Source organism: Hymenobacter elongatus, from assembly GCF_004745955.1.
In the GTDB taxonomy this organism is placed as follows: Bacteria; Bacteroidota; Bacteroidia; order Cytophagales; family Hymenobacteraceae; genus Hymenobacter; species Hymenobacter elongatus.
On record NZ_SRLD01000049.1, the window covers coordinates 14,451 to 30,088 of the forward strand.

At 60.5% G+C, this 15,638-nt stretch carries 12 protein-coding genes; 5 read left to right on the top strand and 7 right to left on the bottom strand.

Features of this window, described 5'->3' with window-relative positions:
- Position 1: 1 nt before the first annotated feature.
- Positions 2-1,033 carry a class 1 fructose-bisphosphatase gene (gene fbp / locus E5J99_RS18740; protein WP_135499349.1) on the bottom strand — a complete coding sequence of 344 codons (1,032 nt, stop codon included), beginning with the start codon at positions 1,031-1,033 and terminating at the stop codon, positions 2-4.
- A gap of 123 nt (positions 1,034-1,156) precedes the next feature.
- Entirely contained in the window at positions 1,157-1,396 is a 240-nt protein-coding gene (locus E5J99_RS18745; protein WP_167852219.1) for a hypothetical protein, read from the bottom strand.
- A gap of 353 nt (positions 1,397-1,749) precedes the next feature.
- Between E5J99_RS18745 and E5J99_RS18750 the strand changes: the two genes are divergently transcribed.
- Both E5J99_RS18750 and E5J99_RS18755 read left to right on the top strand, forming a co-directional pair.
- On the top strand, positions 1,750-1,980 hold the full coding sequence (locus E5J99_RS18750) for a hypothetical protein (RefSeq protein WP_135499351.1): 231 nt from the start codon (positions 1,750-1,752) through the stop codon (positions 1,978-1,980).
- Positions 1,981-2,177: 197 nt separating this feature from the next.
- Positions 2,178-4,358, top strand: a complete 2,181-nt coding sequence (locus tag E5J99_RS18755) for a bifunctional alpha,alpha-trehalose-phosphate synthase (UDP-forming)/trehalose-phosphatase (RefSeq protein ID WP_135499352.1) — start codon at positions 2,178-2,180, stop codon at positions 4,356-4,358.
- 428 nt (positions 4,359-4,786) lie between these two features.
- Here E5J99_RS18755 and E5J99_RS18760 read toward each other — a convergent pair whose 3' ends face one another.
- From E5J99_RS18760 to E5J99_RS18770, 3 genes are all read right to left on the bottom strand, one after another.
- A complete protein-coding gene (locus tag E5J99_RS18760; protein ID WP_135499353.1) occupies positions 4,787-5,233 on the bottom strand; it encodes a hypothetical protein in 447 nt (148 codons plus the stop codon).
- Positions 5,233-6,252, bottom strand: coding sequence for an endo-1,4-beta-xylanase (locus E5J99_RS18765; RefSeq protein ID WP_135499354.1), 1,020 nt, complete (start codon positions 6,250-6,252; stop codon positions 5,233-5,235). Before E5J99_RS18765 ends, E5J99_RS18760 begins: the two co-directional genes overlap by 1 nt.
- Positions 6,253-6,450: 198 nt before the next feature.
- The gene (locus E5J99_RS18770) at positions 6,451-8,235 is read right to left on the bottom strand and encodes a glycoside hydrolase family 15 protein (protein ID WP_135499355.1); all 1,785 of its coding nucleotides are present in this window, start codon (positions 8,233-8,235) and stop codon (positions 6,451-6,453) included.
- Positions 8,236-8,425: 190 nt separating this feature from the next.
- Here E5J99_RS18770 and E5J99_RS18775 point away from each other — a divergent pair, with 190 nt between their 5' ends.
- Together E5J99_RS18775 and E5J99_RS18780 are read left to right on the top strand one after the other, a co-directional pair.
- Positions 8,426-9,178, top strand: coding sequence for a TVP38/TMEM64 family protein (locus E5J99_RS18775; RefSeq protein ID WP_135499356.1), 753 nt, complete (start codon positions 8,426-8,428; stop codon positions 9,176-9,178).
- Positions 9,179-9,277: 99 nt separating this feature from the next.
- Complete coding sequence (locus E5J99_RS18780) at positions 9,278-11,437, top strand: hypothetical protein (RefSeq protein WP_135499357.1); 2,160 nt, start codon at positions 9,278-9,280, stop codon at positions 11,435-11,437.
- Between the two features lie 56 nt (positions 11,438-11,493).
- Here the strand turns inward: E5J99_RS18780 and E5J99_RS18785 are convergent, their stop codons facing one another.
- Entirely contained in the window at positions 11,494-13,485 is a 1,992-nt protein-coding gene (locus E5J99_RS18785; RefSeq protein ID WP_167852220.1) for a sensor histidine kinase, read from the bottom strand.
- Between the two features lie 343 nt (positions 13,486-13,828).
- A complete protein-coding gene (locus E5J99_RS18790; RefSeq protein WP_135499359.1) occupies positions 13,829-14,185 on the bottom strand; it encodes a chemotaxis protein CheB in 357 nt (118 codons plus the stop codon).
- Between the two features lie 251 nt (positions 14,186-14,436).
- Here E5J99_RS18790 and E5J99_RS18795 point away from each other — a divergent pair.
- Positions 14,437-15,638: chemotaxis protein CheB (locus E5J99_RS18795; protein ID WP_135499360.1), on the top strand; the 1,202-nt coding region annotated here is incomplete at its 3' end.

Genomic DNA, 15,638 nt, shown 5'->3' on the forward strand with positions numbered 1-15,638 from the left:
CTTAGCCAACGACCTGACTCTGGGCCGCTTCGGCCGTCAGGCAGGCCACCAGATCGTCGACCATTTCCGAGGAGCCGATAAATAACGGGGCGCGCTGGTGGTAGTCGGTGGGCTCGATGTCGAGCACGGCTTCGGCACCGGCCAAGGCTTTGCCCCCGGCCTGCTCGATGAGAAACGCCAGCGGATAGGCCTCGTAGAGGAGCCGCAGCTTACCGTTGGGGTTTTTGGCCGTGGGCGGATAGAGGTAAATACCGCCTTTGAAGAGGTTGCGGTGGTAGTCGGCTACCAGGGAGCCAATGTAGCGGCCGCTGTAGCTGCGCTGCTTACACTGCAACAAATAGGTGCGCACCCACTCGGGATACTCGAACCAGTTGCCTTCGTTGCAGGAGAAAATAGCGCCCTGCTTCGGAATTTCCACCCCGTCGTGCGACAGGAAGAATTCGCCCAACGAGTGCTCGTAGGTGAAGCACACCACGCCGTGGCCGGTGGTGTAGACGAGCATGGTGCTGGAGCCGTAGAGAATATAGCCGGCGGCCACCTGCTTGCGCCCGCCCTGCAGGAAATCTTCCTTCGTCGATTTCGAGCCAATAGGCGACACGCGGCGGTAGATACTGAAAATAGTGCCGATACTGACGTTCACATCAATGTTGGAGGAGCCGTCGAGCGGGTCCATGGCTACCACGTAGCGGCCCTGGTCGTTGCCGGTATGAATTATATCGTCGTCTTCCTCCGAGAGAATGGCGCAGGCCTCGCCCCCATTTTTCAGGGCCCGAATAAAGCGGATGTTGGCTACCACGTCCAGCTTCTGCTGCTGCTCGCCCTGCACGTTCTGGGCCCCGTAGTTGCCCGTAATATCCATCAAACCGGCCCGGTTCACTTCCCGGTTCACGATTTTGGCCGCCAGCACAATATCGCGCAGCAGCTGGGAAAGCTCGCCGGTGGCAAACGGAAATTCCGCCTGCTTGCGCATGATATAGCGGTCCAGGGTGATGCCAACGGGGGTGGCAAGCGTGTTTTCGAGGGGGGCACTCATGGGTGGGAAGGGCGAAATAGTGGGTGGGAGTAGAAACAGATTCCCCTCCTGGTACTCAGGAAGAGGACGGAGACGGGACGGTAAAGCTAGAACCAGAAAGCCAAAGCTACTCGTTCGCCGATTCTACCACCGCCGGCCGCGCCCCCCACCCCAAAAAAGGAGGGGAAGTACTGATGACGGATACCAAGTGTCTTTCTTATCATTCACCACGCCGCCGCCTTCCACCAGCCGCTTCCACTGGGTTTCGGTCAGCTTGTTTTTCTTCACCGGCCGCCAGGTGTTGCCCGCGCCATCGAAGGTACCCTTGCCCGTTACGACGATATTTTCCAGGTCTTTACCAAAAACCTGGGCCTGGTTGCGCACCACCGCTACGCCTGCTCAGCTGGTCTTAACCCTCCGGTCTGCCTTGCAGCCGGTACTGCGTATTGACCTTTACCGGACTGGATAAGCCTACGGTACAAGTAATCCCGTCGCCTTCTATTTAAATTAATTCTAAATAACATTGACAAATCGGTTCCACAGTATACTTTTGACACGTATTTATATTAATTCCAAATAGAGCATTGCGCCTCACTCACCTTCAGCCTGACGCTGAGGTATGGGCTCCAAAAACTTCTCCTATGGGTCAATACCTGCACCACAATGATTTCGGCTGCATTTCGCGCTGCCTCAGCGGTTGCTGCTTACATCTGTATTTTGGTAACATAGCGCTCTGTTTGAAAGCCGATGAGCTGACCCAATGGCGGCACGTTATGGCCAGCCTCTACCAAGAGCACGCCCCTCAGCTACCCGACACCACCAGCAGGTGCATCACGCTGCCGGGGCCGGTTACCTATCAGGCCTTTGTATTTACGCTGGAGGAGGTATTTCTACTGCATGATTTGCTCATGGCCGCTGGCTTGCTACTGGAAGCAGAGGCTATCCTGGCGGAGGGCACTGCCTTGTGACAGTCGTTGACAACTCCCGGCGGCAATAAATTTTGGCGAGGCACCCAGTATATTGCAGAACGCTAATAGACAGCACCTTGCCACTCGCCAAAAGCTACTATGCTTGCCGAAATGCCGACCTTTTCAGGCTGGTAGGTTGAGCACAATTGGCCAGTATTACGTAAGCAATGCCTATCAGACCACGAAGTAGAGCGCTTATGTCCCGTACGATTATTGTTTCCAACCGCCTTCCCACGAAGGCGCATCGCACTGCGGAGGGCCTGCATTTTACTCCCAGTGAAGGCGGCTTGGCTACTGGCTTGGGCTCCATCTATAAAGCCGACGACAACATCTGGGTGGGCTGGCCCGGCCTGGAAATTGCCGACCCGGCGGAGCAGGAGGCGGTGACAGCCGAGCTGAAGGCCGACAGTATGGCCCCCGTGTTTCTGACCCAGGATGAAATCCGGGACTTCTACGAGGGCTTCAGCAACGAAACGCTGTGGCCCACTTTTCACTACTTCAGCCAGCACGCCGTGTACGAGCAAACCTACTGGGAGGCGTATGTGAGCGTGAACGAGAAATTTTGCCAGGCGGTGCTGGCCCTCGCCGGCCCCGAGGATACAATTTGGGTGCACGACTATCAGCTGCTGCTGCTGCCGCAGCTGCTACGGGCAGCCCGGCCCGAGAGCAGCATCGGATTTTTCCTGCACATTCCGTTTCCTTCGCACGAGCTGATTCGGGTGCTGCCCTGGCGCCGGGAGCTGCTGGAAGGCATGCTGGGAGCCGACCTCATTGGCTTTCATACCTACGGCTACATGCGCCACTTCCTGAGCTCGGTGGCGCAGCTGCTGGGCTGCCCCAGCCAAAATGGCCTGATTGAAGCAGGGCAGCGCAGCGTGCTGGTCGATGCATTCCCGATGGGAATCGACTACGACAAATATGCGCAGGTAGCGGAGTCGGAGGAAGCCCGCGAAAGTGAGCAGCTCTACCGCGACGCGCTCAACGATGCCCGCGTCATTCTGTCCATCGACCGGCTAGACTACACCAAAGGCATTGCCGAGCGGCTGCGGGCTTACGAGCAGATGCTGCGGCTCTACCCCGAGTGGCGCGAGCGGGTAACGCTGCTGATGCTGGTGGTGCCCTCTCGCGACCAAGTGGAGAAATACCGGGCCCTGAAGGTGGAAATCGATGAGCTGGTGGGCCGCATCAACGCCGACTACCGCACCATCGGCTGGACGCCGATTCAGTATTTCTACCGCTCGTTTCCGCTGGAGCACTTATCGGGGCTGTACCGCTTGGCCGAGGTGGCGCTCGTAACGCCCATGCGCGACGGTATGAACCTGGTAGCCAAGGAGTTTATTGCCAGTAAAGGCAACCTGCCGGGGGTACTGATTTTGAGCGAGCGGGCCGGCGCGGCACGTGAGTTGTCCGATGCTATTATCATTAACCCCACCGACACCCGCCAGCTGGCCGAGGCTATGCACGAGGCCCTGGTGATGCCCGAAGACGAGCAGCGCCAGCGCATGAGCCAGATGCAGGCCCTGGTGAAAGAGTACAGCGTCTATCATTGGGTGAAGCTGTTCATGGATCGGCTGGCTTACATCAAGATAAAGCAGCAGACGCTGGCTACCGACTCGCTGGGCCCCCAGGCGCTAGTACAGATGCGCGCCGACTTCGATCAGGCCGAGCAGCGCATTCTGTTCCTGGATTACGACGGTACGTTGGTGCCTTTCAGCAAAAACCCGCAGCACGCCCGGCCCGATGAGGAGTTGTACCACCTGCTGCGGGCCCTCAGCGCCGACCCGCGCAACCGCGTGGTAATTATCAGCGGACGCGACCGACAAACGCTGTTTACCTGGCTCGGCGACCTGCCCGTAGACTTTATCACCGAGCACGGCGTGTGGCTGCGGGCGGCGGGCGAGCAGGAGGAATGGGCCATGATTCAGCCGCTGACCGACACCTGGAAGCGGGAAATCCGGCCCATTATGGAGCTGTTGGTCAGCCGCACGGCGGGCTCATTTATCGAGGAGAAAGAGTATTCACTGGTGTGGCACTACCGCCGCGCCGATGCTGACCTGGGCGCCGTGCGGGCCCGGGAGCTAGTGAGCCACCTCAACTTTATGGCCTCCAATACCGATTTGCAGGTGCTGGAGGGCAATAAGGTGGTGGAAATCAAAAATGCCGGTGTCAACAAAGGTGTCGCCGCCACCCGCTGGCTGGCCACCTACCCCGCCGATTTTATCCTCGCCATTGGCGACGACCGCACCGACGAGGATACTTTCCAGGCCATGCCAGCCCATGCCTACACCGTGAAAGTGGGGGAAACCGGGCGCTCTTTTGCCCGCTTCCATATCAAGTCGCACCAGGACGTGCGGCGTACCCTGCGGGCGTTGCTGTAACGGCTGGCTCATGGGCGGTTGAGTAGTAGACATAGAAGGCTTGTGGACAGTAAAGTACAGGGCAACGTCATGTCGAGCAGCGCGAGACATCCCGCGTGCAGTAGTAGCTACTAGACTTGTTCCTAAATTAGGAACCGATGCTAAAATTTGGCTGTCATGCTGAGCGCAGTCGAAGCCTCTCTACCGCTTCGTCCAAGTCGTGCAACGAAGCGGTGGAGATGCTTCGACTGCGCTCAGCATGACGTTCTTTTTTCGTTTCGCTTTATTCAGGAACAAGTCTACTTACTATGGCGCGCATGATGTCTCGTTTTCTGCTTGCTGCGCAGAATACTGGGCAGGACGCCAAAAAAAGGCAAAATACCCCAAAGAGTTCCTGGCCGCATAGTCAACTCACACAGCTTTTTAGCGCAGCAGCACGCTCCAATATCCTACCCGGAGCGGTGGAAGTTGTACGACACGCCCAGCCGAGTGCGCAGCAAGCCGCCATCCAGAAACCTATTAGCGTAAGGCGACAACTCGAAGACCAGCTGCGCATTGCGGTGCCGGGCCAGCGGCTTGATGCGGGCCCCAACCGTCAGCGCGTAGCCATTGACCAGCGGCAGCTCATTGAGAGCGTAAAACGGGTTGGCGTTGATGCCCAGGCCCGCGTAGTAGTTCACCAGCTCTCCCTTTCTGACGTTGACCACGCCGTGCAGCTCCATATTCACGTTGGAGATGAACGTGTTGGTTTCCAAATTCAAACCAGCCCACAAGCGCCGCTCGGTATCGGTGTCGAGAGCTAGCACCGACTGCACGGGAAAATACGTGACTGCTACCTGCCCGGCAGCGGCATGGGCAAAGCCCAGGGCTCCGAGTAGCATAAAAACTCCTTTCATCAGGGGCGGGCTAGTATACAGTAGGCGGGTTTGGGCTGATAGTCGTCGTCGAAGAGCAGCGGGTAATCGTCGCGGTGGAAGTAGCGGCGAATCCAGGTATTTCGGTCGCTGATGCCCCAGAAGGTGATGCCATACTGCTGCGCGCGCGGCAGCTCCTGGTAGGCCCTGACGAGGAAGGCGAGCTTATCGGCCTGGCGCCGCAGCAGCTCGGGCGTGGGCTCAATGGGCTTACCCAGCGGATTGAGGGCCACATCGACTTCCGAGAGGTGAAGCTGCAGGCCCGTTGGCTGCACTTCCCGTAGCATCTCGGCAATCTGGGTGTTTTCGGGATGCACGATGGACATATGCGTCTGCAAACCCAGACCATGAATCGGGACGCCGCGCTGCTGCATGCTCCGCAGCCAAGCCAGCACGGCCCGGCGCTTCACGGGGTTTGCGTCGAGGTCGTACTCATTGTAGAACAGCAGCGCCGTGGGGTCGGCTTCGTGGGCATAGCGAAAGGCTTTTTCGAGGTAGCCGCTGCCCAGATGCTGCTGCCAGATGGTGTGGCGCAGGGTGCCATCGGCCGCAAAGGCCTCGTTCACCACGTCCCAGCTGCGCACCCGGCCCCTGAAATGCCGGCAGAGCGTTTGGATATGCTCCCGAAACAGCGCCTCCCACTCCTGCTCAGTACCGGAAAAATTCTCCATCCAGCGGGGCAGCTGCTGATGCCAGATGAGCGGGTGGCCGTGCAGCCGCTTGTTGTAGGCCCGGCAAAATGCCACGAGCTGATCGGCCTGTTCCCAGTCGTAGGAGCCTGGGGCGGGATGGATGTAGCTGGCCTTGAAGACATTCTCGGGCGTGACGCCATTGAACTGCCGCGTCGCAATATCCTGGTAAGGCGTATCCGGCGCCAACTCATCCATATTGATAGCCACCCCAATCGGAAACGGATACCGCGCATACAGGCTCTGGGCGGCGTCGCACTGCCCAGGGCTATCCTTTTGGCAGGAAGCCAGGCTGAGTACAGCCAACAACACAGAACAGAAGCGAAGTAAAGAAAGCAACGTATAGGGCCGCCAGCCGGAGAGTTAAGCCTAAAGCAGTAGCGCGAACGGTGGAATTCGCGCACCGGAACGAGTTTCGTTCAAGCACGCGAACTGTACCGTTCGCGCTACTGCTGATGGTGCTCCAAAGCTAGGGCCGGGCCGGTCGTAAACCAACGGTTTTGGCCGGAGCTACACGAAATTCGGACGGTCGAGCTTTTTGGCGATGCGGTAAGCGGCATTCACCAGCCCGACGTGGCTGTAGGCCTGCGGGAAATTGCCCCACTGCGAGCCGGTTTTGGCGTCCACATCTTCGCTGAGCAGGCCCAAATGATTGGTGTAGCCCAGCAGCTTGTCAAACTCACGGGTAGCGTCTTCCACGCGGCCGACGCAGGCCAGGGCCTCCACGTACCAGAATGAGCAGATCAGGAAGGTGGTTTCGGGCGTGCCGAAGTCGTCGGCGTGGCGGTAGCGGTAGAAGAGGCCTTCGGGGGTTTTCAGCTCTTTCTCCAGCTCAATCAGGTGCGTTTTGGCCCGTTCCGAATCGGGCTTGAGGTAGCCCATCAGAATGAGCTGCAGGCCGCTGGCATCGAGGTGGGGCGAGCCAATGGCGTTGGTATACACACCCCGGGTAGCATCGTAGCACTCCTCGATTTTCTCCGTGGCAATGTCGATCAGCTCGGTGGCCAAGGCTTCTATTTCGGCGTTGCCGAGGTAGCGGGCCACTTTGCGGGCGGCATGGCTGCCCGCCCAATGAAACAGGTACGTGTAGCAATGATACTGAGCGATATTGCGGAATTCCCACAGGCCCGCGTCGGGCTTGTCCATCGTTTCCTTAATCAGGCGCAGGGCCTCGTACATCATCCGCTCCGAGTCGGCCCGCTCGGCCCCGATGAAGCGCCGGTCGACGTAGAGCGGCAGCAAGGCCACCAGCACCTGGCCGTACACATCGTTCTGAATGTGGGTGTAGGCGTCGTTGCCGATGCGCACGGGCTGGTTGCCGAGGTAGCCTTCCAGGTCCAGCTCGCGCTCCGTCAGCTCGGCCGCCCCGCTGATGCTGTAGAGCGGCTGGTATTTGTCGCGCACTTTGGTGGTAATGGTGGCGATGTAGTGGAAATAACGCTCCATTTCCTCGAAATGGCCGATGTTGTTAAAGGCCGTCAGGATGTAGTAGGTGTCGCGCATCCAGCAGAAGCGGTAGTCCCAGTTGCGGGTACTACCGGGCGCTTCGGGCAGGCTGGTGGTGGTAGCCGCAATGATGGCCCCGGTGTCTTCGTACTGGTGCAGCTTCAGGGCCAGAGCCGAGCGAATGACGGCCGTCTGGTAGAAACTACTGATGCTGGTGCTTTTTACCCAGCGCTGCCAGTATTCCACCGTCTTGCGCAAAAACTCCTCCGCCGTGCTGCCCAGGGCGGCTTCCAGCGGCGCGCCGTAGGTCATGACCAGGTAGCGGGTTTCGGTGAGCACGAAAGCCTCGCCGTCCAGAATGTAGGTCAGCGGGATGTCGGTGGTTAGGCGGATTTCTTCTTCCAGGCCCAGAAAAGCAATGTGGTTGGAGCTGCGGCGGCGCGTGAGCTGCTGCGCGCCGTAGTCGCCCACCGGGTCGCACACCACCCGCACCCGGGGCAGCCCCGTGAGCGGCTCCAGCTTCCGGATAAACATCAGGGGCTTGTAGTTGCGGTCGTATTGGAGGAAGCGCGGGGCAAAGTCGGTGACGCGGTAGCGGCCCGCATCAGTTTCGATTTCGGTGCAGAGCACGTTTGTATTCTCCAGGTAATACTGCCGCGAGCTGAAGTCGGCTTCATCGGCGGGCCGGATGCTGAACTCGCCGCCCTTGCGGGAATCAAGCAGGCTGCCAAATACGAAGCTGCTGTCGAAACGGGGCCAGCAGAGCCAGGAAACGGAGGTATCTTGCTTTATCAGGGCAAGGAAGGCGCAGTTGCCGACCAGGCCCATGTCGTAGGTGTGTTTGCTCATAACCGAGGGTGCGGAGGCGTCAGATGGGGCCCACCAGGAGCCGTTTTCAGAAAGTTCAGAACTCTCTAGTACCCCGTTAGCCCGTGCGGGGTTGCCGCCCAACCCCGTCCGGGCCGTTGCGTAGAAACCGCATGGCCGCCCGTGGCGGGCCGGGCCCAAGTCCTTTCTTCTCCCTTTCGCACTGTCACTTTTGTCTGCTACCGCCCCTCCCGCCCGCTCGTCCAGGTCCAGCCGCGCGCCGCTTCTTATAGCCGGCACATTGCTGGCCGTGCCGGTAGGCTGCTACTTCCTCTGGCCCGCCTTCCAGACCGAAGCCCGGGAAGCCTTTGCCGTGCTGAAAAGCGGTGACCAGGCCAAAGTATCAGCCTGGATCAAGCAGTTCGGCTACTGGGGGCCGGTGGTTATCGTGGGGGGCATGGTGGCCCAGATGTTTCTGGTGGTGGTGAATGTCGTGCTGCTGATTCTGGTCGCCATTCTGGCGTATGGGCCGTGGTGGGGCTCGTTGCTGGCGCTGGTGGGCGTGGTGGCCGCTTCCACCGTAGGCTACTGGATTGGGCACTCGGCGGGCGAGGCCATGGTTGGGCGGCTGATTGGGGAAAAAAATGAGCAGAAAATGGTGGCCGAAGTGCAGCGCTACGGCACTTGGGCGGTCGTCATTGCCCGGCTCTCGCCCCTGCTCTCCGATGATGCCGTAAGCTTTGTGGCCGGCGTGGCCCGCATGGGCTACTGGCGCTTTCTGGCCGCCACGGTGGCCGGCGTGATGCCCCTGATCGGGCTGCTGGCCTGGCTGGGCGAAAACAGCGACCGGCTGAAAAGCGGTCTGCTGTGGGTGTCGGGCGTCAGTATCGTGCTCTTTGGCGGCTATGTGTGGTGGGACAAGCGCCGGAATACATCGGGGGCAACAGCCGAGGACGCGAGAAAAACCGAGAAAACAGGCCGGTAGCGGCAACAACCGGCCACCGGAGCCGCTACCTTTGCCGGCTTCTACGGAGAGCGTATTGCTGATTTCTCCGCTTTCCTCACTTCTCACCTGTAGTGCCCCGTGCGTTTTTCTCCGGGTTTTCGCTGGCTGTTTAGCCTGGCGGTCCTGCTATGCCTGACCAGCCCAACTCTCGCCCAGACGGTTACTTCTCCCCCGCCCCTGCTGCGCGACCTAGCCTTGCGCGTCGATACGGCCCGCTACTCGCTCAGTCGGACTACCATTGCGGTGCAGGGCGAGCCGAATCTGTATTTCTATTACCGCCAAAACGACGAAACGGCCGAGCTGCTCGTGTATCCGCAGGTATGGCGGCCCCGGGTGCCGCTGCGCCTGCGCCGCTCCGCCGACTTCACTCTGCTCGACTCGCTTACGGCGGTGGGCAATCAGTATTACCGCACCAAAATCCGCTTCAAGGACTTGTCGGCGGCGCGCTTTCTACAGCTCACTTTCACCCAGCCCGCCGACAGCGCGGGCCGGCCGCCACTCGTCCAAACCGTGCGCTTGCTGCCCGTAACGCGCACCACGCTGGAGCTGAAACCCACCGATACGGAGCTGTTTGTGGGGGAGGAAAAGGTATTTGACCTGCTCAGCAACAACCCCCAGAACGTGCGCGTGGCCACTGAATGGACCAAGGGGCAGGACATCGACTACCGCCTGGTGCAGGAGCAGGGCCAGCTGCGGCTGCGGGTGGTGCCCAACGCGCCGGGTAGCCGCCTGCTCACGGTGCGCCCCCAAACCGAGCGCCCATTCCTGACCGACAACGGCCGCCGCCTAAGCTACGCGCTGCCTCCACTACGCCAGGAATTTACGGTGAAAGCCAGCCGCCTACGCTTTCTGAGTGTCGATAAAAAGGAAATGACGCTCGATGAGGTGTCGCGCCGCAAGGGCGTCGAAATCATTCTCGACAACGGCCGCACCTTCGACCTGAAGCGCACCTACCGTATTGAAGACCAGGAGGAAGCCGGCGGAGCGCTGATGGCCGAATTGTTTACGCGCCAGTACCTGACCAACGACCGGGTGCTGTGCTGGCTGCGCGTCTACAACACCCACCGCCAGACCGACAGCTACCTCTACATCAAGGAAAACGACCTCCCCAAGTACATCACCAACTTCAATATCTCGCCCAAAACCGCCATTGCCACCGTGCAGGTGCGCCACCGCGGCGGCGACTGGACCTCCAGCCTGGCCGTGAACCCCGGCGAAACCGTGGACGTGCGCCTCGAAGGCGAGTCGCTGCAAAAGGCGCGCTTTCATTTCGAAGACCTGGCCGTGATTCCCTCCGATTCCTCGGTGCGCACGGAAGTGGCCGTGGTCTACCGCGTGCAGGTGCCGCTCACCATCGACAAGCGCCGCATCACCATCTTCAACGCCGGACAGCCCACGGGCTACGCCCTCACGGTGAAGGAGTTTCAGCGGCCCCACCCGCTCGATTTCGTGGCCGTGAACTTCGGGGAAGGGCCGCGTGTCGTGAACCGCCTGAACGGACCGGTGCTGCACAGCCGCGTGATTTCCGACGTGGTATTCAGCTTCAACCCCAACGGCATCGACACCGAAAGTCAGCTGTATGGCAAGCAGTATCTGTCCTTCGACATCCGGACCCAGAACAGCAAAGGCGAGCTGATCGAAATGCGCACGCTCGACAACGTGGTGGTGTGCCCCGGCGACAACTCGGTACGGGCGGCCTTTTACCAGGACAAGCAGTGCCAGGTGGGCAGCATTAGCCTCAACAACCTGCTCGGTTCCCGCAAAACCTACGATCTGGACGACTGGAGCACGATTATCATCACCATCAAGCACACCCAAGGTCAGTACCAGGAGGCGGGCTTCACCCAGAAGCTGGAGCTGGTGCTGAAGCGCCGCCTCAAGTTCGACATCGACGTGAGCTTTCCCGGTGGCTTGCTTACCAAATACCGCGGCGAATCGAGCTACACGTCCTTTGGGGGCATCTCGCTGGCCATGCTGGGGCAGCTAAGCTTCTATCATCCCGAGAAAATCAACCGCCTGCGGCCCTACAAAATCGGGGCGGGCTTTGTGGCCCTCAATGCCTTCGACCTGAGCAAAACCGGTGGCAACCGCGACCTGGGCATTGTGCTGCTGGGCTCCATTTACCCAACGCGCCGCGAGGCCAAGCTCACTTTTCCGCTTTACCTGGGCGGCGGCTACCTGCTTTCTACCGGCAAGCCGTTCTTTTTGCTCGGCCCCGGCATCGGCGTAAGGCTGTAGAAATCAAGAGTGGGCACGGCTTGGCGCTGGGCCGGAATTGCCCTGATTTTTGATTCTCAGTTCTTGATTTTCACTTCAATCGTAATGATGGAGCCTTTGCCGGGGCGCGAGTCGACGGTGAGTGTGCCGCCGAGCAGGTCGAGGCGGTTGCGGATGCCGGCCAGGCCGATGCCTTTCGTGGCGGCGGCGCTGGCATCCTGCTGAAACCCGATTCCGTCATCCTCGGCCGAAATGTGCAGCTGACTGCCTTCGTGCACTACATAAAGGAAGGCTTCCCGGGCGTTGGCGTGCTTAATGATGTTGGTCAGCAGCTCTTGCACGATACGGTAGGTGGCCACGTCGTGGAGGCGGGGGCGCGGCTGCTCCAGGCCTTGCAGCTGTAGCCGCACATGCAGCTGCTGTTTCGGAATACGCTTGGTAAGCTCTTCCAGGGCAATCTTCAACCCAAAATCCTCCAGAATGCCGGGTGTTAGCTCGTGCGAAATGGTGCGCGTGGCTTTAATGCCTTCGTCGATCAGGCTGAGGGCCACTTGCCGGCAGGTGGCCGCGTGGGAGCGGTTTTCGAGGTTGAGCTTAGCCGCGTACAGCAGCTGCCCCACGCCATTGTGCAGCGCCTCAGCAATGCGCTTGCGCTCTTCCTCCTGCGTGGTCATGATGGCGGCCAGCACCTCTTGCTGCTGGCGTAGCTTTAGCTGGGTAGTTTCCTCGGCCAGGCGCACGCGCTCGGTCACGTCGCGGATGATGACCAGGCCGCCGCTGATATCGCCCGCGGGGGATTCCAGCGGTAAAAAGTACGATTCGAAGTGGCCGCTGCTCTGGTGGAAAGGCATGTCGTAGCGCATCATGCGCATGCCTTTGAGCACTTCCCGCAACGCTTTTTCCTGCTCACCTCCCTCATACTCCGGGAAAAGGCTGAGCACGGCCTGGCCCAGCACCTGCGTTTCCGGCCGCCCCGAAAGCTGCTCCAGCACCCGGTTCCAAGCCGTGATGTGCAGGTCGTGGTCGAAGGCCAGAATGCCGTCCACGCTATTATCGAGCAGGCTTTCAGAAAATTCCTTTTGGCGCAGCAGCTCCGCGCGGGCCGTGTGGGCACTGGTGATGTCGCGCCATATGATGTGGAACAGCGCCGAATCCCCGTCTACGGCAAACGGCGTGACGATGGCTTCCACCCAGAGCTCCGCGCCCGTGGCGCGCCGTAGCAGCACCTCCGTTCGGCCCGAGCCATTGCGCAGGGCTTGGGCTACCATCCCTGCGAAGAGCGTCATGGTGGGTGTACCATCGGGCTGCTGAGCCGGAAAAAAGGCTCCCACCGACTGCCCTACCACGCGGGCCCGCGTGGGCACGGCCAGCAGCTGCAGGGCCGAGGCATTACAGTCGAGGTAGCATTGGCGCTGCACCAGCACCACGGCGTCGCTGCTATGCTCGAACAGCTTCCGGAAGCGCGACTCACTGGCCTCCAAGGCCCGTTTCACCGCGTGTTGGGGCGTAATATCGACCACCACCACCCGGCAGTACGTGGGCACTTCATCGGGGCCCAGGGCACCGGACGCGCCCTCCAGCAGGGCCATAAATAGCTGGCCGTCTTCGCGCTGCATCGGCACTTCCAGCGTCTGGCGCTGCTCACCGGACAAAACGCGGCTAATAAACGGCTGAAAATTGAGGCGATACTCCGGCACAATAAACAAGTCGAAGCGCTGGCCCAGCAGACGCTGCCGCACCGAGCCCAGCTGCTGGCTCCCCCGCAGGTTGAGCTGGCCGATGATGCCGTGCGCATTCAGACTGAAATAGCCAACCGGGGCGAAATCGTAGAGGTCCACGTATTGGGCGCGCAGGCTTTCCAGCTCGGTTTGGGCCAGCATCAGCTCCTCGTACTGCATTTCCAGCTCAATCTGGTGCACCTGCAAGTCCTGGGCTAGGCGTTGCACGTCGGCGGGGAGCATATTGCTCAAGCGCTGCGCTACCAGGCGTTTGCGCTCTTCGGCCCGGGCCCGCAGCTTGAGCAGGGCCGCGTGGGCAACGGTGGCCGGCTGGGGAGTAGGCGTATCCATGGGGGTCAAGCTAAAGAAAGTAGCGCCAATTGCGAAGCTGAACAGTAGCGTGGGCCTCGCGCTCAGGCCTGTAAAGCGTGGTGGCGCATCTACTCTCGCGGTAGTAGTCGATTTATGCCGACGGCGGTGGGCAGCGTCTAAGGGTGAAGAACCACTGTCCGGCCGCGCGCCTACTCGGGCTCCGGGTAGCGCCCGGTGCGCCCGGTGATAACGACGGCCGGGGGAATGCATCCCAGCAGCGGCTTTTGCCCTAGCTCGGCAAACGGACCGTCTTTACGAGGAGAAGCTTGATGGGGTGCGGCGGGCCGCGCGGCTGAGTGGGCGCGCAAAGCAGGAACAGCCCCTACAGCAGGCTCATATCGTGGTCGGGCGGAATCATGTAGACGCGGTTGGGCCGCACCTTTAGGCCGTCGGTAGCTTGTTCCACCGGCATCGTGGTGAACTGCTGCAGCACCTGCACCATGCCACTGCTCTGGTCGGGCACCAGGTGCATCACGACTACGAAAGCCATGCCGGTAGCGGGCGGTACTTGCCGGAAAAACGCCTCGAAAGCCGCAACGGAGCCCGCCGAGCCACCCAGCCCGACGACAGTAAATTTTTCCTGACCACCACTGTGTCGCGGCCCGGTTCGGGGCTGTTGGAGCGCGCCCGGCCGCACGGCGGCGGCTTCGTTGAAAGCGGGCAGTAAGGGAGTGGTCATAGCAGAAATCCGGGCCGTAGCAACAACGCGTTGAGCCAATATTTTTTCTTGCGCCGCACGCGCACCGGCCGCCGCCAGCAGGTCTCAAAGTAACTACAAAAGCACCTGTACCGGCCCCGAAAGCTGATCAGGAGACTGAAAATACCCTGGTCTCAGTTGATCCACATTTTGCCCATGGCCGTACGCATTGACTATAGACGGCCCCGGCTCGGGCCGTCGGAAGCTAATGTTACTCACCTGAAGTTTCTTCCGTGCAGCATCCCTTTCACGTTATCGTTATTGGTACTTCAGCCGGCGGGATGCCGGCTCTGTGCCAGTTGGTGGCCCGCTTGCCCGCCGACCTGCCCGCCGCCGTACTCATCGTACAGCATTTCGCCCCCGACTCTTCGGGCCAGCACCTCATCGACCGCCTGGCTCGCAACACGCCCCTGCGCTGCCGGCTGCCGGTCAATGGGGAGGAAGTAACCCCCGGCACTCTGTATTTGGCTCCACCCGACCGGCATATGCTGCTCAAGGACGGGGTGGTGCTGATTACAAAGGGGCCGCATGAAAACCATTACCGCCCCGCCGCCGACGCGCTTTTCCGCTCGGCCGCTGCCTATTACGGCCCTAACGCTACCGGCGTAGTGCTCACGGGCATGCTTCACGACGGCACGGCGGGCCTTGAGCTTATTAAGCGAGCCGGCGGGCGGGCCGTGGTGCAGGACCCGCTGGAGGCTGAGTTCCCGAGTATGCCGGAGAGTGCCCTCAGCAACGTCGCCATCGACCATGTGGTGCCCCTGCTCGAGATGGGGGCGCTACTGCGCCAGCTGGTACAGACGCCCGTAGCCAGTCTCGAAGCCATTCCGGAGGATATACAGCAGGAAGCCGCCATTGCGGAACGAGTGGTGGGTACCATCGAGGAGATAAACCAGCTAGGCACCAGCATCCCCATGAGCTGCCCCGATTGTGGTGGCTCACTGTGGGAGCTCAAGAGTGGCAAGGTGCTGCGCTACCGCTGCCACACGGGCCACTCGTATACTGGCGATTTTTTGCTTCAGCGCACCCAGCACGGCCTCGAAGAAAGCCTGTGGGTGGCGCTTCGGATGCTGGAAGAACGCAAAAACCTGCTCACTAATATGGGCAGCCGCATGCTCGGTAGCATGAGCGTGCAACAGGAAGAGCGGGTGGGCGAAATCAAGACCCACATCAACCGGCTGCGGGAGTTCCTGCTCAGCGGTAGCAACGAAGCTATAAATGGCTATGGTGGCGGCCACAACAACCCGGTTGGCAGCCTTGCGCAGAGCAGCTTTGGTTCCGGCAGCGGCTCCGATGAACGAATACCAGACTTAGAGCCTATCCAAATAGGCATTATTTTCGGGTATGGCAACGACTCAAGAATTCATCATTTCCGATGCCTTGTGGGAGCGTCTGCGGCCGCTGCTGCCGGTGCATACCCCGAAGGCTCATCCCC

Coding starts and splice junctions, on each gene's coding strand:
- fbp (WP_135499349.1), bottom strand. CDS start 1,033: ATGAGTGCCCCCCTCGAAAACACGCTTGCCACCCCCGTTGGCATCACC.
- E5J99_RS18755 (WP_135499352.1), top strand. CDS start 2,178: ATGTCCCGTACGATTATTGTTTCCAACCGCCTTCCCACGAAGGCGCAT.
- E5J99_RS18760 (WP_135499353.1), bottom strand. CDS start 5,233: ATGAAAGGAGTTTTTATGCTACTCGGAGCCCTGGGCTTTGCCCATGCC.
- E5J99_RS18770 (WP_135499355.1), bottom strand. CDS start 8,235: ATGAGCAAACACACCTACGACATGGGCCTGGTCGGCAACTGCGCCTTC.
- E5J99_RS18785 (WP_167852220.1), bottom strand. CDS start 13,485: ATGGATACGCCTACTCCCCAGCCGGCCACCGTTGCCCACGCGGCCCTG.
- E5J99_RS18790 (WP_135499359.1), bottom strand. CDS start 14,185: ATGACCACTCCCTTACTGCCCGCTTTCAACGAAGCCGCCGCCGTGCGG.